The 22670-nt window shown below is 62.2% G+C and carries 20 protein-coding genes and 1 pseudogene; 7 read left to right on the top strand and 14 right to left on the bottom strand.

Translation table 11 applies throughout. From position 1 onward, the window contains the following. Positions 1-2: 2 nt before the first annotated feature. From PALO_RS12470 to PALO_RS03845, 6 genes are all read right to left on the bottom strand, one after another. Positions 3-170, bottom strand: a complete 168-nt coding sequence (locus PALO_RS12470) for a hypothetical protein (protein ID WP_004808604.1) — start codon at positions 168-170, stop codon at positions 3-5. 61 nt (positions 171-231) lie between these two features. Next, positions 232-906, bottom strand: a complete 675-nt coding sequence (locus PALO_RS03870; protein ID WP_004808605.1) for a GtrA family protein — start codon at positions 904-906, stop codon at positions 232-234. Between the two features lie 301 nt (positions 907-1207). Further along, positions 1208-2053 (bottom strand): bifunctional DNA-formamidopyrimidine glycosylase/DNA-(apurinic or apyrimidinic site) lyase, encoded by an 846-nt coding sequence (gene mutM, locus PALO_RS03860; protein WP_015582495.1) that lies wholly within the window; start codon positions 2051-2053, stop codon positions 1208-1210. Continuing rightward, positions 2046-2783, bottom strand: coding sequence for a ribonuclease III (gene rnc / locus PALO_RS03855; protein ID WP_015582494.1), 738 nt, complete (start codon positions 2781-2783; stop codon positions 2046-2048). Before rnc ends, mutM begins: the two co-directional genes overlap by 8 nt. A gap of 10 nt (positions 2784-2793) precedes the next feature. After that, positions 2794-2985: a 50S ribosomal protein L32 gene (gene rpmF, locus PALO_RS03850; protein ID WP_015582493.1), complete on the bottom strand. Its 192-nt coding sequence runs from the start codon at positions 2983-2985 to the stop codon at positions 2794-2796. 65 nt (positions 2986-3050) lie between these two features. After that, the gene (locus PALO_RS03845) at positions 3051-3611 is read right to left on the bottom strand and encodes a YceD family protein (protein ID WP_004808615.1); all 561 of its coding nucleotides are present in this window, start codon (positions 3609-3611) and stop codon (positions 3051-3053) included. Positions 3612-3825: 214 nt separating this feature from the next. Between PALO_RS03845 and PALO_RS03840 the strand changes: the two genes are divergently transcribed. The 3 genes from PALO_RS03840 (at position 3826) to PALO_RS03830 (ending at position 7068) form a co-directional block, all read left to right on the top strand. Continuing rightward, the gene (locus PALO_RS03840; RefSeq protein ID WP_015582492.1) at positions 3826-5136 is read left to right on the top strand and encodes an ABC transporter substrate-binding protein; all 1311 of its coding nucleotides are present in this window, start codon (positions 3826-3828) and stop codon (positions 5134-5136) included. A gap of 82 nt (positions 5137-5218) precedes the next feature. Further along, complete coding sequence (locus PALO_RS03835) at positions 5219-6175, top strand: carbohydrate ABC transporter permease (RefSeq protein WP_015582491.1); 957 nt, start codon at positions 5219-5221, stop codon at positions 6173-6175. Continuing rightward, complete coding sequence (locus PALO_RS03830) at positions 6172-7068, top strand: carbohydrate ABC transporter permease (RefSeq protein WP_004808619.1); 897 nt, start codon at positions 6172-6174, stop codon at positions 7066-7068. Before PALO_RS03835 ends, PALO_RS03830 begins: the two co-directional genes overlap by 4 nt. A gap of 94 nt (positions 7069-7162) precedes the next feature. Here the strand turns inward: PALO_RS03830 and PALO_RS03825 are convergent, their stop codons facing one another. Then, positions 7163-8170 (bottom strand): LacI family DNA-binding transcriptional regulator, encoded by a 1008-nt coding sequence (locus PALO_RS03825; RefSeq protein WP_015582490.1) that lies wholly within the window; start codon positions 8168-8170, stop codon positions 7163-7165. Between the two features lie 209 nt (positions 8171-8379). Here PALO_RS03825 and PALO_RS03820 point away from each other — a divergent pair, with 209 nt between their 5' ends. The 3 genes from PALO_RS03820 (at position 8380) to PALO_RS03810 (ending at position 15093) form a co-directional block, all read left to right on the top strand. Beyond that, positions 8380-10707: a TIM-barrel domain-containing protein gene (locus PALO_RS03820; protein ID WP_023033464.1), complete on the top strand. Its 2328-nt coding sequence runs from the start codon at positions 8380-8382 to the stop codon at positions 10705-10707. A gap of 79 nt (positions 10708-10786) precedes the next feature. Beyond that, positions 10787-13870: an alpha-mannosidase gene (locus PALO_RS03815; protein ID WP_015582488.1), complete on the top strand. Its 3084-nt coding sequence runs from the start codon at positions 10787-10789 to the stop codon at positions 13868-13870. Then, on the top strand, positions 13867-15093 hold the full coding sequence (locus PALO_RS03810) for a glycoside hydrolase 5 family protein (protein WP_015582487.1): 1227 nt from the start codon (positions 13867-13869) through the stop codon (positions 15091-15093). The genes PALO_RS03815 and PALO_RS03810 overlap by 4 nt, the downstream gene beginning before the upstream one ends. A gap of 65 nt (positions 15094-15158) precedes the next feature. On the opposite strand, the gene coaD is transcribed toward PALO_RS03810, so the two are convergent. Further along, entirely contained in the window at positions 15159-15635 is a 477-nt protein-coding gene (gene coaD, locus PALO_RS03805; RefSeq protein WP_004808624.1) for a pantetheine-phosphate adenylyltransferase, read from the bottom strand. Continuing rightward, entirely contained in the window at positions 15632-16225 is a 594-nt protein-coding gene (locus PALO_RS03800) for an RsmD family RNA methyltransferase (protein WP_015582486.1), read from the bottom strand. Before PALO_RS03800 ends, coaD begins: the two co-directional genes overlap by 4 nt. A 175-nt stretch (positions 16226-16400) precedes the next feature. On the opposite strand from PALO_RS03800, the gene PALO_RS03795 reads away from it, so the two are divergent. Continuing rightward, complete coding sequence (locus PALO_RS03795; protein ID WP_004808626.1) at positions 16401-16823, top strand: pyridoxamine 5'-phosphate oxidase family protein; 423 nt, start codon at positions 16401-16403, stop codon at positions 16821-16823. A 63-nt stretch (positions 16824-16886) separates the two neighbouring features. On the opposite strand, the gene PALO_RS03790 is transcribed toward PALO_RS03795, so the two are convergent. The 5 genes and pseudogenes from PALO_RS03790 to PALO_RS03765 form a co-directional block, all read right to left on the bottom strand. Continuing rightward, positions 16887-19106, bottom strand: a complete 2220-nt coding sequence (locus PALO_RS03790) for an ATP-dependent DNA helicase RecG (RefSeq protein WP_051048740.1) — start codon at positions 19104-19106, stop codon at positions 16887-16889. A 92-nt stretch (positions 19107-19198) separates the two neighbouring features. After that, positions 19199-19384 (bottom strand): 50S ribosomal protein L28, encoded by a 186-nt coding sequence (rpmB, locus tag PALO_RS03785; RefSeq protein ID WP_002514277.1) that lies wholly within the window; start codon positions 19382-19384, stop codon positions 19199-19201. A 194-nt stretch (positions 19385-19578) separates the two neighbouring features. Then, positions 19579-20306: pseudogene (locus PALO_RS11910) on the bottom strand (type ISP restriction/modification enzyme). An 80-nt stretch (positions 20307-20386) separates the two neighbouring features. Continuing rightward, entirely contained in the window at positions 20387-21577 is a 1191-nt protein-coding gene (gene metK / locus PALO_RS03770) for a methionine adenosyltransferase (RefSeq protein ID WP_015582482.1), read from the bottom strand. A gap of 80 nt (positions 21578-21657) precedes the next feature. Beyond that, a complete protein-coding gene (locus tag PALO_RS03765; RefSeq protein ID WP_015582481.1) occupies positions 21658-22230 on the bottom strand; it encodes a P27 family phage terminase small subunit in 573 nt (190 codons plus the stop codon). Between the last annotated feature and the right edge of the window lie 440 nt (positions 22231-22670).

Genomic DNA, 22670 nt, shown 5'->3' with positions numbered 1-22670 from the left:
CCTCAACGGCGTCTGACACCACTGAGATCCTCCCCGACCCGGGTGGCAGTATGACGCCAAAAACTCGCATCGGGGTCGTCACCAGGATGGCGCAAACCAAACATCACCACGGCACAAACGCCCAGCGCGACCGCCAGGATAAGAATCATCGCGATGATGAAAACGACCATCCGAGCACGACCTTTCCGTCAACGGGGTACCGAATTCAGGGTACCTGATGCGAAGCGTCTCTCAGACGTGCTGACGCGCCTCGGACGAGTCGTCCGCGTCAAGATTCTCCGGAGAAACAGCGGGACCCACCATGGGAACCTCACCAGAGTGCTTGACCGCTCGGAACGTCCACAACTTGTTGACGACGAAGTTGATGGGCATGGTCACGATGATGGCGAAGATCTGCGACCAGTACTCACGAGAGTGAAATCCCTTGCTCTCATGGAACCACGGCTCGGGGAGGTAGATCGGAGAGGTTGGATTGGTGAACAGAATCTTGATGAACATGCCGATGATCGCTGCCACGGACCCCACGGCGAAGAAGGGCCAGAACTCGCGCCACCAGCCGCGGCGATGCTCCCGTTTGAAGGTCCAGGAGCGGTTGAGCTGGAAGTTCGTGACGTTTGCCACCACGAAGCCCACCAACCAGACGAGGCTGGTGAAACGGAAGTTCCATCGTGTCCCCGCCAAGTTGAACAGGATGTCCTGGGCATGCTCGGTGCCACCATTCACCTTGTTCATGATGATGGCAACGACGATGTTGATCACGAATCCGGAGCCACCCACGATTCCGAACTTCAAGAACTCGATGAAGTGACGCTTCTTGATGCGTCGTCTCGCAGATACAGATGGCTCAGTGGTCACCCGCGACATGATATGCCCGACGAGGAAGGACCAAGAAATGGGTGTGCCCATCAGCAACACCCGAGGGCGGAGACAACACGTGCGATTGTGGAGGCTTGATCCTGACAGGCTTGACCGACGAAGCCATTGAGCGCGGCTACCGCTTTGACCGGACGAGGATCACATCCGATCCAGCGCCATGAAGGTCACTCACTGTGACCTCTGAACAGCTCGATCACGAGATGGAGCACCTTCATGCCAAGGTCACCGCCAGATCACCGGAGTGGCCTCCCCACCTCGACGCGCCGCGACCTCGCCCATTGTTCGTCGTCGTACCAGGACCTGTCGAGGTCTGGGAACGGACATGACCGGGTCACCGACGCGAGCGCTGACACCGGGGGCACCGGTGCGACGACCTGTTCGCGAAGGACTCCCGAACTATGACGGTGCAGCGACGTCGACATTCCTTGCCCTGGCGTCCGTACACGTCAAGGGTCCGATATAAGTAACCCGACTCACCATTGACATTGACGTACAGGGCATCAAAGGATGTCCCACCCTGGGTAATCGCCTCGGACATCACCTCACGAGCTGTCTCCAACAACTCCACAGCCTTGCGCTGGCTGAGGCGCGAGCACGGGGTCTCCGGGTGACGACGAACCCGCCACAGGGTTTCGTCGGCATAAATGTTGCCGATACCGGATACCAGTGTCTGGTCGAGCAGGCTGCGCTTGATGGTCGACCTGCGTGCGCGCAGTCGTCGCGCAACCTCATCGACGCCAAAGGAATCCTCGAAGGGATCAGGGGCGATGTGGGCGACTGGGCCGGGCACATCGTCAACCAGCGGGGCGAGAGTGAGTCCGCCGAAGGTGCGCTGATCCAGAAAACGTAGGTCACGGTCGTCACCAAGGCCAATGACAACACGGGTATGGCGATGCCGTGGGGCTTCCCTGTCGACGACACGGAACTGTCCGCTCATCCCTAGGTGGGCCAGCATCGCCGTGCCGTCGTCGAGGACGAACCACAGGTACTTGCCCCGGCGATTGATGGCGGTGAACTGGCGACCAGTCAGAATCGTCTCGAAGGTTCTGGCTTCTTCTGAACCACCGGTTGTGCGCAAACCGCGGACATCGACGACGTCGACACGCTCGACGACGGAGGGGATGACGAGGATCTCGAGTCCGGCTCGCACCGTCTCGACCTCAGGAAGCTCAGGCACCAGTGCGAGGAGGGATCAGTGCGGCAACCGCAAGCTGGGCCGCTCCCTGCTCGGCCTCCTTCTTGTTGTGGCCAGTGTAGGCAGCGTGCAGCTTGCCATCCACTTCTGCCCTGGCGCAGTAGCGGCGATTGTGGTCCGGGCCTGATCCGACGATGTCGTAGCGCGGAGCCTCAAACCCCTGCTCAGCGCAGTACTCCTGGAGAACTGTCTTCCAGTCGGTACCGGCTCCGGATCGATCCGCCTCGTCAACGAGGGGATCGAAGAGATGATGGACGAGGCGCAGAACGTCCGGCAGTCCCGAGGACAGCTCGACGGCACCCAGCAGGGCCTCGGTGGTGTCGGCCAGGATCGACGTCTTGTCGTGGCCGCCGGTACGTTCCTCGCCCTTGCCCAGCTTGATACGCGGCCCGATGCCGAGGCGACGAGCCAACCGCCCCAAGGACACCGTGCTCACGACGGCTGACCTCAGCTTGGCGAGCTGACCTTCCGGTTTGTCCGGGAAGGCGCGGTAGAGGTAATCAGTGACGCCGACCTCGAGGACGGCGTCACCGAGGAACTCCAACCTCTCGTTGGTGGGAATCCCACCGTTCTCAAAGGCATAGGAGCGGTGCGTGAGCGCGAGATCGAGGAGTTGGGGGTCACATCTGATCCCCAACTCCTTGAGAAGACCCAGGAAAGGCCACTCCCCGTACTCGGGTGAACTGACGTTCTGGTCCTTTCGTGCGCTCACGGTGCTGATCTCAGACCTCGGCAACCTGGCGGCGATCACCACGCGGGCCGTACTCGCCGCACGCGGGGCATGCGGTGTGAGGCAGGTGCTTCTCACCGCACGCCGGATTGGCACAGGTGACGAGATTGGTGGCAACCGTCTTCCATTGCGAACGACGGTGCCGGGTATTGCTGCGGGACATCTTCCGCTTCGGGACGGCCACGATCTTCTCCTTGGTGTGCTTCAGGTGTGGCATCCGTATGATACGGACGCCGTTGAGGGGAACGTTCAGGACTTGTCCGAATCATCCTCGCTGACGAGCCCTTGCAGAGCCGCCCAACGTGGATCGATCCGATCCGGATGGTCATGGTCCGGGTCCTCGTTGAGGTTGGCGCCGCAGTCTGGACAAAGTCCCTCACAGTCGTCGCGGCACAGCGGGCTGAACGCCAGGTTCAGCACCACCGCAGCACGGACGACAGGGTCAAGGTCGATCGTTTCCTCGGCACTGACCCGACTAGCGTCCTCCTCAGCCTCCTTGTCCGGGTAGAAGTACAGCTCCTGGATGTCGAGGACGAGATCCTCCTCGATGGGATCCAGACAGCGAGAGCACTCCCCCTTCAGGGTGGCTTCGACGGCCCCGGTGACGAGAACTCCTTCGCCCACTGATTCCAACCGAAGGTCGAGATCGAGAGGGGAGTCCTCGGGAACGCCGATCATGTCGACACCGAGATCCGCCGGAGCGGGCACCGTCCGTTGAACCCGGGTCATCTGACCCACCTGCCGACGCAGCGAATGGGTCTCGATGACGAGATCCGAGTGTGCGTCGGGGTGGCGATGGGTGGTATTCATCGCAAAGATCCCTTCGACCGGTGGAACACGACGAGGTCATGACCGACTGGCCACTGTACAACGGAGATCGACGCCAGACCAAAACTGTGTGTCAGCTTGACTGTGCACGCCGTTTCAGGCACTCTGAACTAAAGCGTATTAGTTCGCTGGGATTCGACACCGACGCTGGAGTCGGATCCCACTGGGGACCCCCTTCAAGGAAGAAGTAGAGAACATGGCAAACCTCACCATCGGCCGACGTCAACTTCTCGGTGGTACGGCCGCACTGGCAACTGTCCTGGCTGCCAGCGCATGCGGCATGAGCGGATCGGGAGACAAGCCGTCGAGCCAGGCATCCATCGACTCCTCCGCCAAGCTCGAGGGCAGCATCCAGTTCCAGACCTGGTCGCTCAAGAACGAGAAATTCACCCCGTACTTCGAGAAGCTCGTCAAGTCCTTCGAGAAGGAGCATCCCGGCACGACCATCAAGTGGATTGACCAGCCGGGTGAGGGCTACGAGGAGAAGGTCCAGCAGCAGGCCACCGCCGGTCAACTGCCCGACGTCGTCAACATGCCCCCGAACTTCGCATGGCAGCTCCTCAAGGCCAACAAGGTCATGGACCTCAAGAAGGCCGATACCAAGACCATCGACACATACACCAAGGGCGGCATCGATGCCTACACCTTCGATGGTCACGACGGGGTCTACGGCTACCCGTGGTACCTCGGCACCGACCTCAACTGGTGGAGCACCCAGGCCTTCGAGAAGTACGGTCTCGACCCCAAGAAGCTGCCAACCACCCTTGACGAGCTCTACGAGCAGGCCATCACCATGGCTGAGAAGTCCGGCGGCAAGATGCCCCTCATCTCCACCGCTCCAACCCTCGGCGATCTCGCAGCCCAGGACGTCGAAGTCTTCAAGGACGGCAACTTCACCTTCAACACCGACAAGGCTGTCAAGATCATCGAGAAGTACGTCGAGCTCTATGCCAAGAAGGCCATGCCGCCGGAGGTGTTGCAGAACAACTACCTGGGCAACTCCAAGCTCTTCATCCAGGGCAAGGTTGCCTGGACCACCGGCTCGGCCTCCTTCCCGATCGATCTCAAGAAGGACGCCCCGAAGCTCGCTCCTCACGTCGCGATGACGAAGCGCATCGGCGTTCCACCGCTTTTCGTCCAGGGTATTTGCGTCTCGAACGATTCCAAGAACCCGAACCTGGCGCTGGCCTTCGCCAAGTACGTCACCAACAACGCGAACCAAGTCGAGTTCGTCAAGCTGGCCCAGGGCTTCCTGCCCGGCACCAAGGAGGCCAACGAGAACCCGGAGTCCTTCACCTCGGTCATCGATGATCCACAGATGAAGAAGGCTGCCGAGGCCCTCGCGGAGGAGATGAAGGATGCGCAGATCGGCGAGCCGATGGCTTACACCGACGCCATGAAGACCTACGTCGGCCAGCAGATTTCCTCGGCCATGCGTGGTGACATCAAGGCCAAGGACGCCCTCGATAACGCCGTCAAGTACTGCAACGACCACATCGCGAAGTGATCCTCAGCCGGCCCCGCTCCCCGCGCGGGGCCGGCTCACCTCCCCGCTGACAACGCCCCTACCCCGCCAAGGATCTGCGCCCATGAACTCCCACCGCTGGTACACCCCGTGGTTGTTGGTGGCTCCGGCAGTCGTGTGGACCGTCGTGTTCGCCCTCTACCCCTTCATCAACACGATCATTCTGTCCTTCACGAACACCCGGCCCCTCGTCGGCGGGGAGTTCATCGGCTTCGACAACTACGTCGAGCTGTGGCACGACGACATGTTCTGGAATGCCATGGCGACAACCTTCATCTACGTCATCGTGTGCATCCCACTGTTGACGATCCTGCCGTTGCTGTTGGCCTTGCTCGTCGAGAAGAAGATCCCCGGGATCTCGTTCTTCCGTACCGTAGCGTACTTCCCGGTGATTGCCTCGGTCGTCGTCGTGGCCCTCATCTGGAGCTGGATGTTCGACTCCCGTGGTCTCATCAACCAGTCCCTGCAGTGGATGGGTGTCGCGAACAGCTCCATCCCCTTCCTCGTCGATCGGTGGAAGCTGTTGGGCTGCGCAATCCTGCTGACGGTGTGGAAGGGCCTCGGGTACTACATGATCGTCTACCTCGCGGCCCTCGGAAACGTCGACCATGACCTCCATGAAGCCGCCGCCCTCGATGGCGCAAGCAGCTTCCAGCGGTTCCGCAACGTCACCATCCCCGGGATCAGGCCGGCCATGGTTCTCATCATCGCCCTCATTGCGGTGTCCGGGATGAGGATCTTCTCCGAGCTCTACGTCCTCACGAATGGAACTGGTGGCCCAGGCGGTGAGGACTCCAGCCTCGTCATGATCATCAAACAGGTCGGTACCGGTCTGTCCGGACAGCTCGGCTATGCGTCGGCCCTGTCAGTCGTGCTGTTCTTCCTCACCCTCATTCCGCTAGCAACCATCGGTTGGGCGAACAACAAGGACCTGCGGTCTGGCCGCAAGCCCAAGCAGGCTGGCCGTCGTGCCCGCCGGGCAGCAGCCGTCCAGGCCGCCACGAAGGAGACGATGGCATGAGCACCTCCAGCCCAACTCGTCCTGTCAAGCAGAAGCCGTGGCGTAGCCGGCGAGCATTCGACCCAACCCGCCCTACCCTTGCCGGACTCATCGGGCGTTACATCCTGCTGATCTTCGTGGTCATCATCTCGGTCGGCCCCTTCCTGTGGCAGCTGTCCACCTCCCTCAAAGGCGTCAGCGAGGACGTCTACTCCTTCCCGCCCCATCTCATCCCCCAAGACTTCAGCGTCGACGCCTACCGTCGCGTTGCCCATGTCGTCCCGATCTTCAGTTACGCCTGGCATTCGGTCATCGTCGCCGCGGTCTGCGTCATCGGCAACGTCGTGCTGGCCTCCCTGGCAGGTTATGCGCTGACCTGCATGAAATTCCGCGGCAAGAAGGTCGTCATGGGCATCCTGCTGTCGGTCCTCCTACTTCCCGGTGAGGTCACGCTGACCAGCCAGTACCTCGTCATCAAGGGCATGGGCCTGGCGAACACCTTGGCCGGCGTCGCCATCCCCGGTGTCGTCGGTGCCATCAACGTGCTCCTCATGGCCACCGCCTGTCGGGCGGTCCCTCCGTCGGTCCTCGATGCGGCGACCGTTGACGGAGCCAACACATGGGACAAGATCCGGCACGTGGTCTGGCCCAACATCAAGGGGATGGCCTCGGTGGTTGCGGTGTTCTCCTTCATCGGGGCCTGGGACGACTTCCTGTGGCCATTGGTCGTCCTCAACGATCCTGACAAGTACACCCTGACCGTCGGCATGCAGTACCTCAGTTCAACGATGTCGACCGACCCGCGTGAGGTCGCCGCCGGAACGATCATCGCCCTCATACCGATCATCGTCGTCTTCGCCTCGATGCAGAAGGTCTTCTTCCGTGGCGTGGAGAGCGGCGGCGTGAAAGGCTGAGCGACCCACACCCAAATCAGGAGACGGTCGGAACCAGAAGGGTTCCGACCGTCTTGTCGTTGGCCCATTCCAATGTCCCGGGGCAGGCAGACGTTCAGAGCTGCCCTGTGGAACCCCGGACGACGAGTTCAGGCGGCTGCTCGGTGATGTCCTCCACGTCCTGGCCATCAATGATGCTCATCAACATCGCGACGGCGTCCCTACCCAGAATTGACGGATCACGACGCAGAGCGGTAATTCCGGGCGGTATCACTCGACATGTCGGGGAATCCTCGAAGGACACGACCGAGACGTCAGCAGGAATCCGCAACCGGTGTTGCGTCAGGGAGGTGATGCCCCCCAGAGTCAATACTTCATTGTCATAGACGATGACGGTGGGACGGTCAGGCCTGGAAAGAAGAGCGCTGGTCTCCTGAATTCCGGACTGCTCGGAGTAGTCGCTGGCCGCTGCCTCGATGACGACCACTCCGCGACTCTCCGCCTCCTGGGCGAAGACCTGGCGTCGGACCATGCTGTGCTCAAGGGTCGGGTCACCGCCGATATGGGCAATGCGACGATGCCCTTGGTCGGCCAAGTGGTTGACGATGCTCCGCGCAGCAGTGGCGTCATCGATATGAATGCCGGGCAACGGGGTGTCCTCCGTGGCTCCGACGACGGTGCACGGCATGTTGATCTCCGACATGAGGGACCACCGCGGGTCATTGCGGGCCGGGTCGACCAGGACGACACCGTCGACACGATGCTGAGCCCACCACTGTCGATGGACCTCACACTCCTCCTCAGGAGAGCCCACCAGCTGCAACACCAAGGCGATTCGAGCAGGAGTGAGAACCTCCTCCATCCCCGCGATGAGGTGCAGGAAGAACCCTTCCCCGGCGAAACTGCGATCGTCACGGGCGATGACGAGACCGACAGCACCGGCTCGATTGACCGACAACGCCTTCGCGGCGACGTTCGGACGCCATCCCATGTCCTTGGCCACAGCCTTGATACGAGCTCGGGTAGCCTCAGAAACTCCAGGCTTGTCATTGAGGGCAAAGGACACCGCGCCCGGCGACACACCGGCGACTCTGGCGATGTCCTTGATCGTCGTCCTGCCCATGAAGCCACGGTCCCTTCCGGAAGCATGAATGCCCTGATGGGCGCAGGTCACAAGGCATCCTCGCCCGGGAGCACATGGCCTTCACCCGCGCAGCATCATCCTAGGGCCAAACCGGAGAATGGGTAAAACGTTTCAGCGATGCCTTCACGATGCCCTCCAGAACGGTTCATTGGCTATTAGGGTGAGAGTCCCCAACGCTGGGAGACGTCATGCCTCAGACAACCTGTCTTGCCACAGATCACTACCGCATAACCCTCATCACCGATCGACTCATTCGCTGTGAGTGGCGCGATGACCCTACGGAGCCCTTCGAGGACCGACCGACACAGGTGGTCGCGGACCGCACGCCCCACGAGGTCACCAACACCATTGATGAGGCGAATGGCCATATCATCATTCGAAACCGGTATTACGAGCTTCGCTACGACGGCATGGAGTTTTCCCCGGAAGGGCTGCACGCATCGATAACGAGCGTCGGCAATTACCACGCCGTGTGGCACTGGGGCGATGACCCACTCTCGCAAAACCCATTCGGAATCCCCACCAATCTGGGCGGGACCGCTCGCACTCTCGACTGCGTCGACGGCCGTTGTGACATGGGCGCAGGTGTGGCGAGTGCGCAGGGATGGGCCGTCCTCGATGATTCTCATTCACTCGCACTGGAGGATGACGGACCCACCCGATGGTCTCAACCGGTACGTCGGTACAACCCAGCTGATTCCGGTGGCAAGGATGTCTATCTCTTCCTCCACGGCCATGACTATGCTGCCGCAGCCGCAGATTTCTACCGCATCACCGGACCGCAACCGGTTATTCCGCGATGGGCCCTGGGCAACTGGTGGTCTCGCTACCACAATTACAGCGCCGACGAGTACGAGACCCTCATGGATCGATTCGAGGCGGACGGAATCCCGCTGTCGGTGGCCGTCATTGACATGGACTGGCACCTCACCGACATCGACCCAGTTCTGGGACATGGCTGGACTGGATACACATGGAATCGAGAACTCTTCCCCGACCCTCGCGCCTTCCTTGCCAGCCTTCACCAGCGGGGATTACGGACCTGCCTCAATCTGCACCCGGCCGATGGCATCCGTCGTCATGAAGAGTGTTACCGACAGGTCGCCACTGATATGGGAGTCGATCCAGACTCAGGCGATCCCATCCCCTTTGACATTGCCGATCCACACTTTGCCACGGTGTACGTCGATGACGTCCTTCATCCCATGGAGGACGAGGGAGTCGATCTGTGGTGGGTGGACTGGCAGCAAGGACAGACCTGCTCGGTACCCGGACTGGACCCACTGTGGATGCTCAACCACGTTCACCACATCGACTCGGGACGCCCCCGCCCGGATGGCCGTCGCCGCCCGCTGACCTTCTCGCGTTACGCGGGACCCGGGTCTCACCGCTACCCCATTGGTTTCTCGGGCGATTCCGTCATCTCCTGGGAAACTCTGGACTTCCAGCCCGAGTTCACGGCCACCGCCTCCAATATCGGTTACGGATGGTGGAGCCACGACATCGGTGGGCACATCTTCGGGTCCCGCGATGACGAGCTCATGGCTCGATGGGCGCAGTTCGGGGTGCTCTCCCCCATCAATCGACTGCACTCGACCAAGAACGAGTTCGGGTCCAAGGAGCCGTGGCATTACCGCACTGAAACCGAGATGGTCATGACTCAGTGCCTGCGGATGCGTCACCGTCTCATCCCGTATCTGCACAGCGAGAATCTGTCAGGCCATCGCGACCTGTGCCCTCTCCTCCGACCTACCTACTGGACTCACCCAGAGTGGGAGGAGTCCTATGTCGATCGCAATGAGTACTGGTTCGGCAGCCAGCTCTTGGTGCGGCCGGTCACCAGCAAACGCGACCCCGTCACGGGACTCGCGACCACGCGTACCTGGTTACCCCCTCTCGATGATGGTCTTCGGTGGGTCGACCTCCTCACTGGGCTCACCTACTCGCCACAGCGTTTCGTCACCATGTCTCGCACCATCGACGAGGTTCCTGTCCTTGCCAAACCTGGAACCATCATTCCGACTGCCACCGACCCGTTGGCCAGAGGAGACGTGACGACCGATCTCACTCTGGTCGTCGTCCCGGGCGCTGCCGGCCACTTTGACTTGCTTGAGGACGACGACAGCCTGCGGACGACTCCTCTCGACCTCGACTCCGATGGACGGCTGCGAATCGGTCCATGCGAAGGTCCACACACAGCTGTGATGCGGCGATGGCGCGTGAGCGTCCACGCAGGAGGGCGTCCCGTCACGATTGATCTCGGGCAGCATCGTCTGGACGAGGTCGTCGAAACCACCATCTCGGTCTCGTCCGACTGCGCCGATGACCTCATGATGAGAGCCATCACGCTCATCGATGCTGCTCAGATCGAATTCACCACGAAAACTCGCTTGGCAGACCTGTTGCGAAGCGGCCGTCCTCCCCTCGACCTCACCGCAATGCTGCTGGACGAGGATGCGCCCGACTCTCTTCGCAACGCTCTGTTGGAGATCGTCTGGGCACTTTCTTCCGAGTGAGTTGACTAAACCGTATTAGTCACTACACTTCAATTCTGAAATTATCCGTTGTCAATGTCGCAACCGCCAGGGACTCCCCATGCATGATCACGCCCCCATTCTTGACGGTCGGGTGCGCCGTCATCTCGCTGAGAAGATTCGCCCCGCCGAGACCACCACGGTGTGCCCACTCGACGTCGAGTGGGCTCCCGTCACTGACACCACCGAGGGACCGAACAGTCGCCCCGGAGTCCGCGGACAGGGAGAGCCCATCTCGATCAGCGAGGGGCTGTCGCTGAGCTATGAGCCGTTCCGGGTGGGAGACAAGTGGGGCCCGCCATGGGGAACGACCTGGCTCCATCTCATGGCCACCGTTCCGCCGGAGCATCGCGACGACCATCTCGAGATGATCGTCGACCTCGGGGGCGTCTGGGACTCCCCCGGGTTCCAGTCCGAGGGCCTCGTGGTGCGTCCGGACGGGTCGGTCATCAAGGCTCTCAACCCGCGAAACACGTGGATTCCCGTCGAGATCGACACGGAAGGTCACATCGACATCTACGTCGAGGCTGCCTCCAACCCGATCCTGTTGGCCCAGCCTCCCTTCCAGCCAACCGAGGACGGGGACAAACTCACTGCCTCGACTGACGCCTACTACACCCTCAAGCGAGCTGATCTCGTCGTCGTCCACGACGAGGTCCGCGAGCTCATCGCTGACATCATGACTCTGTCCGGTTTGGCTTCCCAGCTACCGGAGGATTCCGAGCGCCGGTGGGAGATCCGTCGTGCTCTGGATCGTTCCATGGACAGAATCGATCTCTTCGACGTTGCCTCCACAGCATCAGCTGCTCGGGCCGAGTTGGCCCCAGTCCTCGCTCGTCCTGCCCACGACTCTGCTCAGACGATGACGGCCATCGGCCATGCCCACATTGACTCCGCCTGGTTGTGGCCGCTGCGCGAGACCCGACGCAAGGTCGCTCGAACCATCTCCAACCAGCTCAATCTCATCGAGAATGACCCCACCCATCTCTTCGCCTTCCCTGCTGCTCAGCACTCGGCCTGGCTGGAGGAGGACCATCCTGACCTCTTCGCCAGATTGCAGAAGGCAGTCGCCGACGGCCGGATCATCCCGGTTGGAGGCATGTGGGTGGAGTCTGACGCCAACCTGCCTGGTGGGGAAGCGATGTGCCGTCAGCTGCTGTACGGGCAGCGGTACTTCATGGAGAAGTTCGGCCACCACTGCCCCGAGGTGTGGCTGCCTGATTCCTTCGGCTACTCGGGAGCCCTACCGCAGCTGGCCAAGCTGGCCGGTGCCCAGTGGTTCCTGACCCAGAAGATCTCGTGGAACCAGGTCGACAAGTTTCCCCACCACTCCTTCTGGTGGGAGGGAATCGACGGCACCCGCATCTTCACCCATTTCCCGCCGGCTGACACCTACGGTTCTGACCTCTCGGCCCGCGACCTCGAACACGCCAGGTCCAACTTCCAGGACAAGGGCCGCGCCAATTCCTCCTTGGTGCCCTTCGGCTATGGAGATGGCGGCGGTGGTCCCACCCGCGAAATGCTCGCCCAGGCCCGTCGTGTCGCCGATCTTGACGGATCCCCCAAGCTGACCATCGAGCCTCCGGCCACGTTCTTCAGCCGCGCCGAGGCCGAGCACGAGGATCCGGGCGCCTGGGTTGGAGAGCTCTACCTCGAGCTGCATCGCGGCACGTTCACCAGCCAGTACGAGGTCAAGAAGGGCAACCGTCGCAATGAGCACCTGCTGCGCGACGCCGAGCTGTGGTGCGCCACCGCAGCGGTACGCGGCCTGATGGACTACCCCGGTGAGTGGTTGGCCGAGATCTGGCGGACCATCTGTCTCTACCAGTTCCACGACATCCTGCCTGGATCGGCGATCGCGTGGGTGTATCGCGAGGTCGTCGCCGATCACCGGCGCATCTCTGACGAACTCACCGAGCTCATTCACCATGCCCAGGAGCTGCTAGCCGGAGAGGGTGACGAGCAGGTCGTCTTCGATTCTGCTCCGATGACTCGTCCGTGGGCTTCCACCGTGGCCATGGGTGCCGGAGTTGCTCCGGCAATTGCCCACGGGGTTCAGGCTGAGGATGCGGCTGACGGATTCGTCGTCGACAATGGCCTGCTGCGTCTTACCGTTGACGAGCACGGCCTCATCACCCACCTCGTCGACCCTGCTTCCGGTCGCGACGCCATACCAGCTGGTCAGCGTGGCAATCTTCTCCAAATTCACCCTGACTTCCCGAACATGTGGGACGCGTGGGACATCGATCCCTTCTACGCCAACAACGTCACCGACCTGGATGATGGCAAGGCCACCATGTCCCGCAACGGTGATTCGGTGACCATCAGCGTCACAAGGACGTTCGGGGATTCCCGCGCTACCCAGTCGCTGACCGTGAATCCGGGAGATCCGCGCGTCAAGGTACGCACCCATGTCGACTGGCACGAACGAGACAGTCTGCTCAAACTGGCCTGGCCGGTGGACGTCCACACCGATCACGCCGACTACGAGATCGAGATGGGTCACATCACCCGCCCCACCCACACCAACACCTCGTGGGATGCCTTCCGCTTCGAGGTTCATGCCCATCGCTGGGTGTACATCTCCGAGCCCGGATTCGGCGTCGCCATCGCCAACTCCGGTACCTATGGGTGGAATGTGTCCCGCCATCCCAAGGACAACGGTGGCACGTGGTCGATGGCCCGCGCCTCCCTTCTCAAGGGAGCCCGCTACCCCGACCCGCGCGCTGACGAGGGAGAGCATGACTTCTTCCACACTCTGCACGTCGGAGCCGATCTCACCGATGCCGTGCGTGACGGGTATGCCGCCAACCTGTGCGTACGTCGTCGTCAGGGATCGCCGGTCGATCCACTGGTCAGCGTCGAAGGCATTGCGGTCGAGGCCGTCAAATTGGCTGAGGATGGCTCTGGTGACGTCATCGTCCGGTTGTACGAGCCCTACGGGCGTCATGTTCACACCACTATGACGGTGGGCTTTGGCGCCACGTCCGCCGTCGAGTCCGACCTGCTCGAGGAACCCCTTGAGGGCAACCCGCACGCCCAGGTCGGTCCGTCAGTCATCACCGCTGACCTTGCTGACGACACGATCGGTCTGTCCATGCGTCCCTTCCAGGTTGCGACCTTGAGGTTGGGACGCAACCGATGAGGATTGGCGTCAATCACACACCGTCGCAGGGATGGTTCCACAGCTGGCTTGACCTCGATATCGATGCGACACGACGCGACTTCGAAGCAATTGCACGACTGGGCCTCGATCACGTACGGATCTTCCCACTGTGGCCGTTGTTGCAGCCCAATCGCGGTCTGGTGCGTCCCCGCGCCCTCGATGACGTCGTCTCCGTCGTGCGCGCAGCTGGCGAATTCGACCTTGAGGTCACCGTCGACGCCCTCAACGGACATCTGTCGAGTTATGATTTCCTGCCCTCCTGGGTGGTCACATGGCACGAGTCAAATCTCTTCACCGATCCGCTCGTCAAGGCTGGCCAGACCGAACTCATCATCCAACTGGTAACACGCCTGCGGGAAGAGCCGAACGTCACCGGCATGACGGTGGGCAATGAGTTCCCGCAGTATGCGGCTCTGGCCCCGGGGCATCATCATCCGACGCGCAGCGGGTGCACCATCGATGAGGCCCAGACGTGGTTGGAGACGATGCTCGGGACCATGCGGGACCAGTGGCCAGACGGACGATTCTGGTTCGGGTTCGACGACGACCTCTGGTTCGTTGACGATCATCCCTTCACCCCGCGTCACGCCGTCACCCTGGGCTCCTCGACGACCATCCATTCCTGGGTGTTCGCGCAGGTCGGACCGCACTTCGGGGAGGGACATCCCGCCCTGACGTGGTTCCCGCGCTATCTGCTCGAACTGGCCCGGGCCTGGAGCCCTGATCCCCACCGTCCACTCTGGCTGCAGGAAATTGGTGCGCCTCGCAGCCACGTTCCCGACGACCGGGCAGCGGACTTCGTCACGTCGTCCCTGGCCTCGGTGGCCACCACCCCGAGTCTTGAGGCGGTGACATGGTGGTGCTCCCACGACGTGTCAGACCAGCTGTTGGATTTCCCGAAGCTGGAGTATTCGCTCGGCCTGTTCACCAACGACGGCAAGCCAAAGCCGGAAGCCCTGGCCATGTCGGACATGCTGCCCGATCTGCACAACGCCCAGCCTCAGGAACAGGCCGATGAGCCGCTGGAATTCAGCGCGGACTGGGACACCGGGGCGGGACGGTCGGTGTCCTTCCCCATGGGCGATCTCTTCGCCCGGTGGGTTGATGAAGCCATACAGACCGGACGAGCGCCCAAGCTCGTCCTTCATCCCACCCATGGGCTCACAGACCGAGAGGCCCTCACCAGTGCTCTAGCCCGCTGACCTGCTGACTGCGACCTCATGGTCGACTCCCAGATGCCTGGCCATGGCCCAAGAACACCCGGTAGTCATGAGTGCGGGAACCTCTCTCGCAGCGCGGCATCGACGATGGCTGGCACGAACTCTGAGACGTTGCCCCCGTTGCATGCCGCCGAGCGAATCATGGAGGAGCTGATCGTCCCGAATTCGCGCCCAGCCGGCAGCAGGATCGTCTCAATCCCGCTCATGGCCTTGTTGAGGTGGGCCATCTGGAGCTCGTAGTCAAAGTCCCCACCAAAGCGCAGGCCACGAATGATCGCGTCAGCTCCTTGCTCGGTGCAGAAGTCGACGAGCAACCCATCGACGAGGGCGACCTCGACACCCGGGATGTCAGCGACGGCATCCCGGACAAAGGTCACCCGCTCCTCCATGGAGAAAATGCCGTTCTTGGCCGAGTTGACCGCCACCCCGACGACGACCTCGTCAACAAGCTCGGCGGCTCGCGTCACGATGTCGACGTGGCCGAGGGTGATGGGGTCAAAGGATCCTGAAAAAACTGCTTTCACTGCTGCTCCATGGGCTCGCGGTTGCGCTGGGCGTAGTAGACGACGGTTTCACCGTAACGAGAGTTCCACGACTCAAACCCTTCCGGGAAGTGAGGGGTTCGGCTGCGGCGCGACCTCTCCACCACGACCAGTCCGTCATGGGCCAGGGCGTTCTGAATCGTGGCGGCGATAAGGCCATCCATGACGTCGTCAGCCAAGTCGTAGGGCGGGTCGAACCAGACGACGTCAAAGGTCTGCCGGTTGTCGGAGAGAAATGTCGAAACCGTCTGGGCGGCCACCTGAATCCGCAGGCGCGTGGTCCGGGCGTTCTCCGTCATGACATGACACGCTGAGCGGTCCCGGTCGACGGCAAGGACCGTCGATGCACCGCGACTGGCAGCCTCGAGGGCCACCGCTCCGGACCCAGCGAACAGGTCGCAGAAGGCTTGCCCGGCAAGCTGGTCCTCGGGAGCCTCATCAGACGTTCCGTTCCAGGCTGCCAATGCAGAGAAGACAGCCTCGCGCACCCGATCGGTCGTAGGACGTGTGAGACGTCCTGACGGGGTGGCCAGACGCTGTCCGCCAGCACGACCCGAGATAATCCTGCTCATCCCTCCAGGCTAGCGGTTTCGCCCGATCCTGCCCGCATCGTCGCCGTACCCATTGCATCCACTCCTGGACCGCGCGGGCCCTCGACATGGTCATGTGGCGAGCCATCCTCACCAATATCGGCAACTTTGTGCCGGTCGGCTCCCGAAATGGGCCGTGTTCAGGAAGAATGGCCCCATGATCAATGAGGAGAACCCGATCACCGAGGTCCCGGAGGACAGCTGCTGGGGCTACCTTGACACGGCTGAGGTCGGCCGCCTGGCCACCAGCGTCAATGACCAGCCCGAGGTATTCCCCGTCAACTACGTCGTCGACGGGCAGAGCATCGTCTTCCGCACCGCCGCTGGAAGCAAGCTTGAGGACATCGTCACCAACAACCGTGTGGCCTTCGAGGCCGACGGCTGGACCGAGGAGACCGGCTGGTCGGTCGTCGTGCGCGGCAGCGCCGAGGTCATCACCGACGAGGCCGAGCTCGCGCTGTGCGACAAGATGCCCCTGCTGCCGTGGGTGCCGACCGTGAAGCGCAACTACGTGCGTGTCCAGGCCGATCAGATCACCGGCCGTACCTTCGCCTTCGGTCCGGAGCCCAAGGACAACTGACAGACCACTCGCGAAGGTCCGGATCGTCATCAACGTTCCGGACCTTTGTCACGCCTGGGCAGCTCATCCCTGTTCCATGAGATCGCCCTCAGCCAGCATTTCCGTCGCGGTGACGACGTCGAGCAGCCGGGGATCCTCAGGTTCCTCTTGCACCCACCGTTCGGCGAGATCCTTGGACGCAGCGACGATCTCGGCGTGGTCGAGCACCCGCAACAACCGCAGCGGCGAGGAATACCCCGACTGGGAGGATCCGAGCACATTGCCCTCGTGACGCTGGGCCAGGTCCAATTCGGCCAGCTCAAAGCCGTCACGGGATGATGCCACCGCGGCGAGCCGCTCACGGGCCGTCGTTCCGGGCAGGGCCGTCGTCACCAGAAGACACAGGCCCGGCAGTTTTCCTCGCCCGATACGTCCGCGCAACTGGTGCAACTGGGAGACGCCGAAGCGGTCGGCGTCCATGATGACCATCATAGTGGCGTTGGGGACGTCGACGCCGACCTCGATGACCGTGGTGGAGATGAGGACCTGGGACTCACCGTCAGCGAAGCGATCCATGACGGCCTTCTTCTCATCGGCGTCCAGCCGAGAATGAAGGACGTCGATGCGCAGTCCTGTGAGCGGACCGGAGGCCAGCTGAGGAGCGATCTCCTCGACCTCAGCCGTCGGCGGGCGACCACTCTCGACGTCGTCAGCGTCATCGCTGCTGATACGAGGACACACCACGAAGACCTGATGCCCGGCCTCGCACTCCTCTCGGATGCGCTCCCAGGCGCGGGCGAGCCACGAGCGGTGGGCTGGCAGATCAACCACAGTGGTTTGGATGTCGGCACGTCCGGACGGCAGTTCTCGCAAGGTCGACACCTCGAGATCACCGAAGACCGTCATGGCAACCGTGCGAGGAATCGGCGTTGCAGTGAGAACGAGCTCGTGAGGTCGAGCACCGTCACCAGTCGTCAAGACACTGCGCTGCTCGACGCCGAAGCGGTGCTGCTCGTCCACGACGACCAGACCGATGTTGTTGTAGATGACCTTGCCTGACAACAGGGCATGGGTTCCGATGACGATTCCGGCCGCTCCCGAGGCGATGTCGGCCAAGGCGGTTCGGGTTCCAGCCGTCTTCATCGAACCCGTGAGCAGGGCAACTCCGGTGGAGTTCTCCGGGGCATCCAGGCCACCGCCAGCGGCCAGCTCCCTCAGCATCCCGGTGATCGTGGCGTAATGCTGCTGGGCGAGAACCTCAGTGGGTGCCAGCAGAACGGCCTGGTACCCGGCGTCGACGACTTGGAGCATGGCGCGTAAGGCCACGAAGGTCTTGCCGGAACCCACCTCCCCCTGCAGCAGTCGGTGCATGGGGTGATCGGAAGACAGGTCAGCGTCGATGGCCTGGCTGATCTCGTCCTGGCCTGCCGTCGGGGTGAACGGGAGTCTCGACTCAAAGGCTGCCAGCAGGCCGTCGTCATGACGTCGACACACCGGCGCATCATGACTCTCGGCATCACGTCGACGCACCGCCATCGTCACCTGGGTGGCGATGGCCTCCTCCCACACCAGTCGTTCGGCACCGCGATTGGCTTCCTCCACCGAATGCGGGTGGTGGATGGCGTGGTAGGCCTGCCACAGGCTCGGCAGATCAGCCTCCTGACGCAGCCATCCGGGCAGGGTGTCCTCAAGTTCGGGGGTGGACTCGAGCAGCATCGACTCCACCGAGGCGATCTCCCAGGTGCGCAACTTCGAGGTCTGCGGGTAGAGACCAAGCAAACCGTGACGCTGCACCTGCGCAGCCATCACCTTGCCCTCCTCACGACCCGCCACGACCTTGCCGTTGCGGTCAACCATGACGAAGTCGGGATGGACGAGCTGCGGATTGCCCCGGAACTCCCCCACCTTGCCGACGAAGATGCCGTGAGTGTGGGCAGAAAAAATGCGCTGCCAGTAGGACACGATGTGAGGTTTGCCGAAAAAGGTGACGGGCAGACGTGCGTTGCCGTCGGACAGCATGACTTCCAGCCGCTGACGCGGTCGCCTCTCTCGACCTGTCACGGTCTTGTTGGTGTGGACCTCGACGCCGACGACGTCGGCCACCAAGGCGACTTCGGTGTCAACGACGAGGTGGGACAAATCCGTGGTTTCGGTACCGGTGAGGTAACGACGCGGAAGGTGACCGAGGGCCTCGCCCACCGTCTCGACGTGCATCGCAGCAAATGCTTTGGCCGTCTTGGCTCCCACCGCCTCCGCCAAAGGGCGATGAAGCTCCTGCTGGCTGCGGGTGTGCCACCTGGTCACTGCATTCACAGTGCCACCGTACCGACGGGCAATGACACCCACAACGACAAAGAACCCGCCTTACGGCGGGTTCTAACGTCGAACGCAATTGCTCAGCGGCTGACTCGGCCAGCCTTGAGGCACGACGTGCACACGTTCATGCGCTTGTGCGTGCCGTTCTCGACGACACGGACGCGCTGGATGTTCGGGCTCCACCGGCGATTGGTCTTCTTCTTCGACCAGGGGACGTTGTGTCCGAAACCGGGGCGCTTGGCGCAGATGTCACACACAGCAGCCACTGGGAGATCTCCTGTTCAGGGCCGGGCGCATGACGCACCCGACGCAATCGTTGGGTTCGGGGGTTCCTTCGGGAACTGAACAAGAATATACGGTTACCTGCCCTGAACCCAAATCGACGCCTCACCACCTCGGCGCGGCCCCACAACGATGTGCCAACAATGAGCAGTCGATTGGCCACCTGGCAGACACATAGTCAGATCGGCAACTCAGGAAGTGACCTCACGATATTGACGGTTTCAACCGACACCCGGGTCACCCGCTTCACCAAGTCGACGATGTAGCGAGGGTCGTCATGCTCGCGCGCCCAGTCGTTGGGGTCGTTGACAATGCCCGAGGCCTTGTCGGGCTTCACCCGGTATCGGTCGATGAGCCATTCCAGGCCGGAGCGCGACCCGAGCATGTACTCGTGCGCTTGCTCGGGGATGTCAGACAAGGTGAGGTCGAGTTGTAGACAAGGTCGCGTTTGGTGGTCTTGCCCTTCCACCGCATCTTGGTGACGCGGTACAGGTCCCACTCGTCGACGTCGAGCGGGTGGGTCGGTTCGTGCAATGGGTAGGGCTCGACGTTCTCATAGCCGACGTGCAGATCACACAGACGCCGACCGGCCTCGGCGAACGCCTCGAAGTCCGCGGTTGATGCGGCCAGGGGAATGCGCGGAAGCATCCGCTTGAGGTCGGCGGCGTAGCGGGTGCGATATTGCTTAGAGTGCAACACCGCGTAGACGTAGAAGAAGATGTCGTCCTTGGTGACCTGCGACCCGAAGGCCTGCTGGTAGTGGGTCAGGATCGCGTCGGTGATGTTATCGACGCGACGGTAACCCCACTCGTCGACGTCGCCACTAGCGCCCAGGAGGGTGTCGTCGGTGGCTTCTTCATAGGTCCAGCGGGGGAAGAACTGACCACCACTACCTGCGCCCGTCACGTGCAGATTGGGCAGATGGGACTGCCCCGGGGTCGCCGGGCTTCAGGTCTTTGCGCGGGTTGTAGTCGGCGGGCGTGAGGTCAGCGATTGCCAGTTGCTCGATGCGCATGTGTCTCCACCGCCTTCCGCAGGTCGCGTTCAAAGCGCCAGGTTTGTTCCCAGCGCGGCCAGTCCCGGCCCATGTGCCCATAGAACGCCAGATCCCGGTAGCGGGGTATGCGCAGGGCGAGGGCGTCGATGATCCCCGCCGGACGTAGCACGAACACGTCCCGGGCAGCCTTGGTGAGGATCAGGTCGGCGTATTCGCCGGTGCCGAGCGTGTCCACGCTGAAGGCGACCGGATCAGCCTTCCCAATCGCATAAGAGATGGCCACCTGGCACTCCTCGGCGAGGCGGGCGTCGACGATCGTGCGGGCGATGAGCCGCGCCATGTACGCGGCGGACCGGTCGACCTTCGAGGGGTCTTTACCGGAGAACGCGCCACCGCCATGGGGTGCGAGGCCGCCGTAGGTATCAACCATGACCTTCCTGCCCGTCAGGCCGGTGTCGGCTCGTGGCCCGCCCGCAACGAATCTGCCCGACGGATTCATCAGCACCTCGGTGTTGCTGTCCACGGGCAGGTAAGGCTGGCAGGCCGGGGCGACTATCAGCGAGCGCACCTCACGCTCCAACACCGCCAGATCCTTGCCCGCCTCGTGCTGCACCGACACGACAACCGCCTCCACCGCGATGGGTGTGCCGGTGTCGTCGTAGCGCACACTCACTTGTGCTTTCCCGTCCGGCTTGATCCCGCCGATGGTTCCGTCGACCCGTGCGGTGTCGAGGCGTCGGCAGATGTGGTGTGCCAGGACGAGCGGGAGTGGGAGGCGTTCGGGGGTCTCAGCAGTGGCGTAGCCGTAGACGGTGCCCTGATCACCTGCCCCCTGCAGCGCGAACGCCGAACTGTCGCCTTCGCGGGCCTCCAGGGAGGTGGTGACACCTGCGTTGATGTCGCCGGATTGGCGGCGCGTCCACACATAGATCAAGAACCCGAGCGGACTGTAACCGGCACGCGCGAGGGCGGTGCGCACCGACTCCCGAATACGCGGGCGGTAGTTGGTGGTGATTTCGCCGGTGACGATGATCCGTCTGCCTGCGGCCATCACCTCCACCGCCACCCGGGCCGCCTTGTCCTCCCAGAGGATGTCGTCGAGGATCTGGTCGGCAATCTGATCGGCCAACTTGTCCGGATGACCAGCGCACACGGACTCGGCAGTATGAACAGTAGACATGGACACACTCACTTTCAGGACACGAAAAAGCGCCCACCCGGAAGCGGGCAGACGCGAAAAACACAGATAGGCCGGGTTGGTCAGGAGCGGGCTTTCAGCAGCTGCTCCATCACCTCATCACCAGGAGCTGCCCCCGAATAGTCGGTCGTGCAGGTGGCGCGCACGATCTCGTAAATCTCGTACCAATACACATTCGCCTGCTTCCCGAACGACTGGGACATGGCGACGAACGGGGACGCGATGGCGGCACCGGTGGTGGGGTGTTTGCCGAGCAGGCCGAACTTGGAGATCGCCTGCTCGCACTGCACATAGCGGGCGAAGGCCTGCGCGTACGACTCAATCAACCTTGGTGCCACGAACTGCGAACAGCCCCGCTGATCAAGCCACTGCCAGGTTTCCCGGTAGACGATGTCAGCGCCCAGCGGTTTGCCGTCGCGCTGAACCTCGGACAGGTAGTCGGACGGTTCGGGCATGGTCTCCCCGGCCAGCACCGCGCCCGCACCGATGTCGCCGCCCTCAAAATCGAACGGTTCGTTCAGTGGTTCCTCCAGGCGGGTGGCGGGTCGTCCGGCTGCGAGCTTCTCATTCAAAGGGTCTGGTTTCGCGCCTGCCCTGACGCGGCGGCCGCCTCGGTTGGTGCCATCTTTAGACATGAAGCCATCTCCGCTGGATACAGTAGACGTGATCGCTAGAATTAACTGGCAGTAGAATTCGACCAGCTCGGATCGCTCAACGCGCATGAGCGCAGGAGGAGACGCATGTGTCAGTCAGAACTCGCGCAATCGAGTACTTGCGTTACTTGCTGATCTGTTCGATACCCCCGCTTATAGGTTGGTGGATGCGCTTGAACCCCGTCCAACTATACGGCAATGAAGCGCCACCCAGTAACCCTTTTATTGAAATATCGTGGGCGTTACTGGCTCTAGGGTTTGGCACTGGAATGCTGTTTATTCCAATTCACTGGGTGGCTGCCACTGCAAACGCCTTCCGTGTAGTGAAATTACCCACCATGGTATGTATCTCGCTTGCTTCCACCTTCGTCACATCCGCATTCATTTCTCCTGGAGACTTTATCGAGTATCTGCAAAGCAAG

It is taken from the genome of Cutibacterium avidum 44067 (assembly GCF_000367205.1).
GTDB lineage: Bacteria > Actinomycetota > Actinomycetes > Propionibacteriales > Propionibacteriaceae > Cutibacterium > Cutibacterium avidum.
The sequence above is the reverse complement of the archived record's forward strand: the minus strand, read 5'-3'. Positions and strand labels throughout refer to the sequence as shown.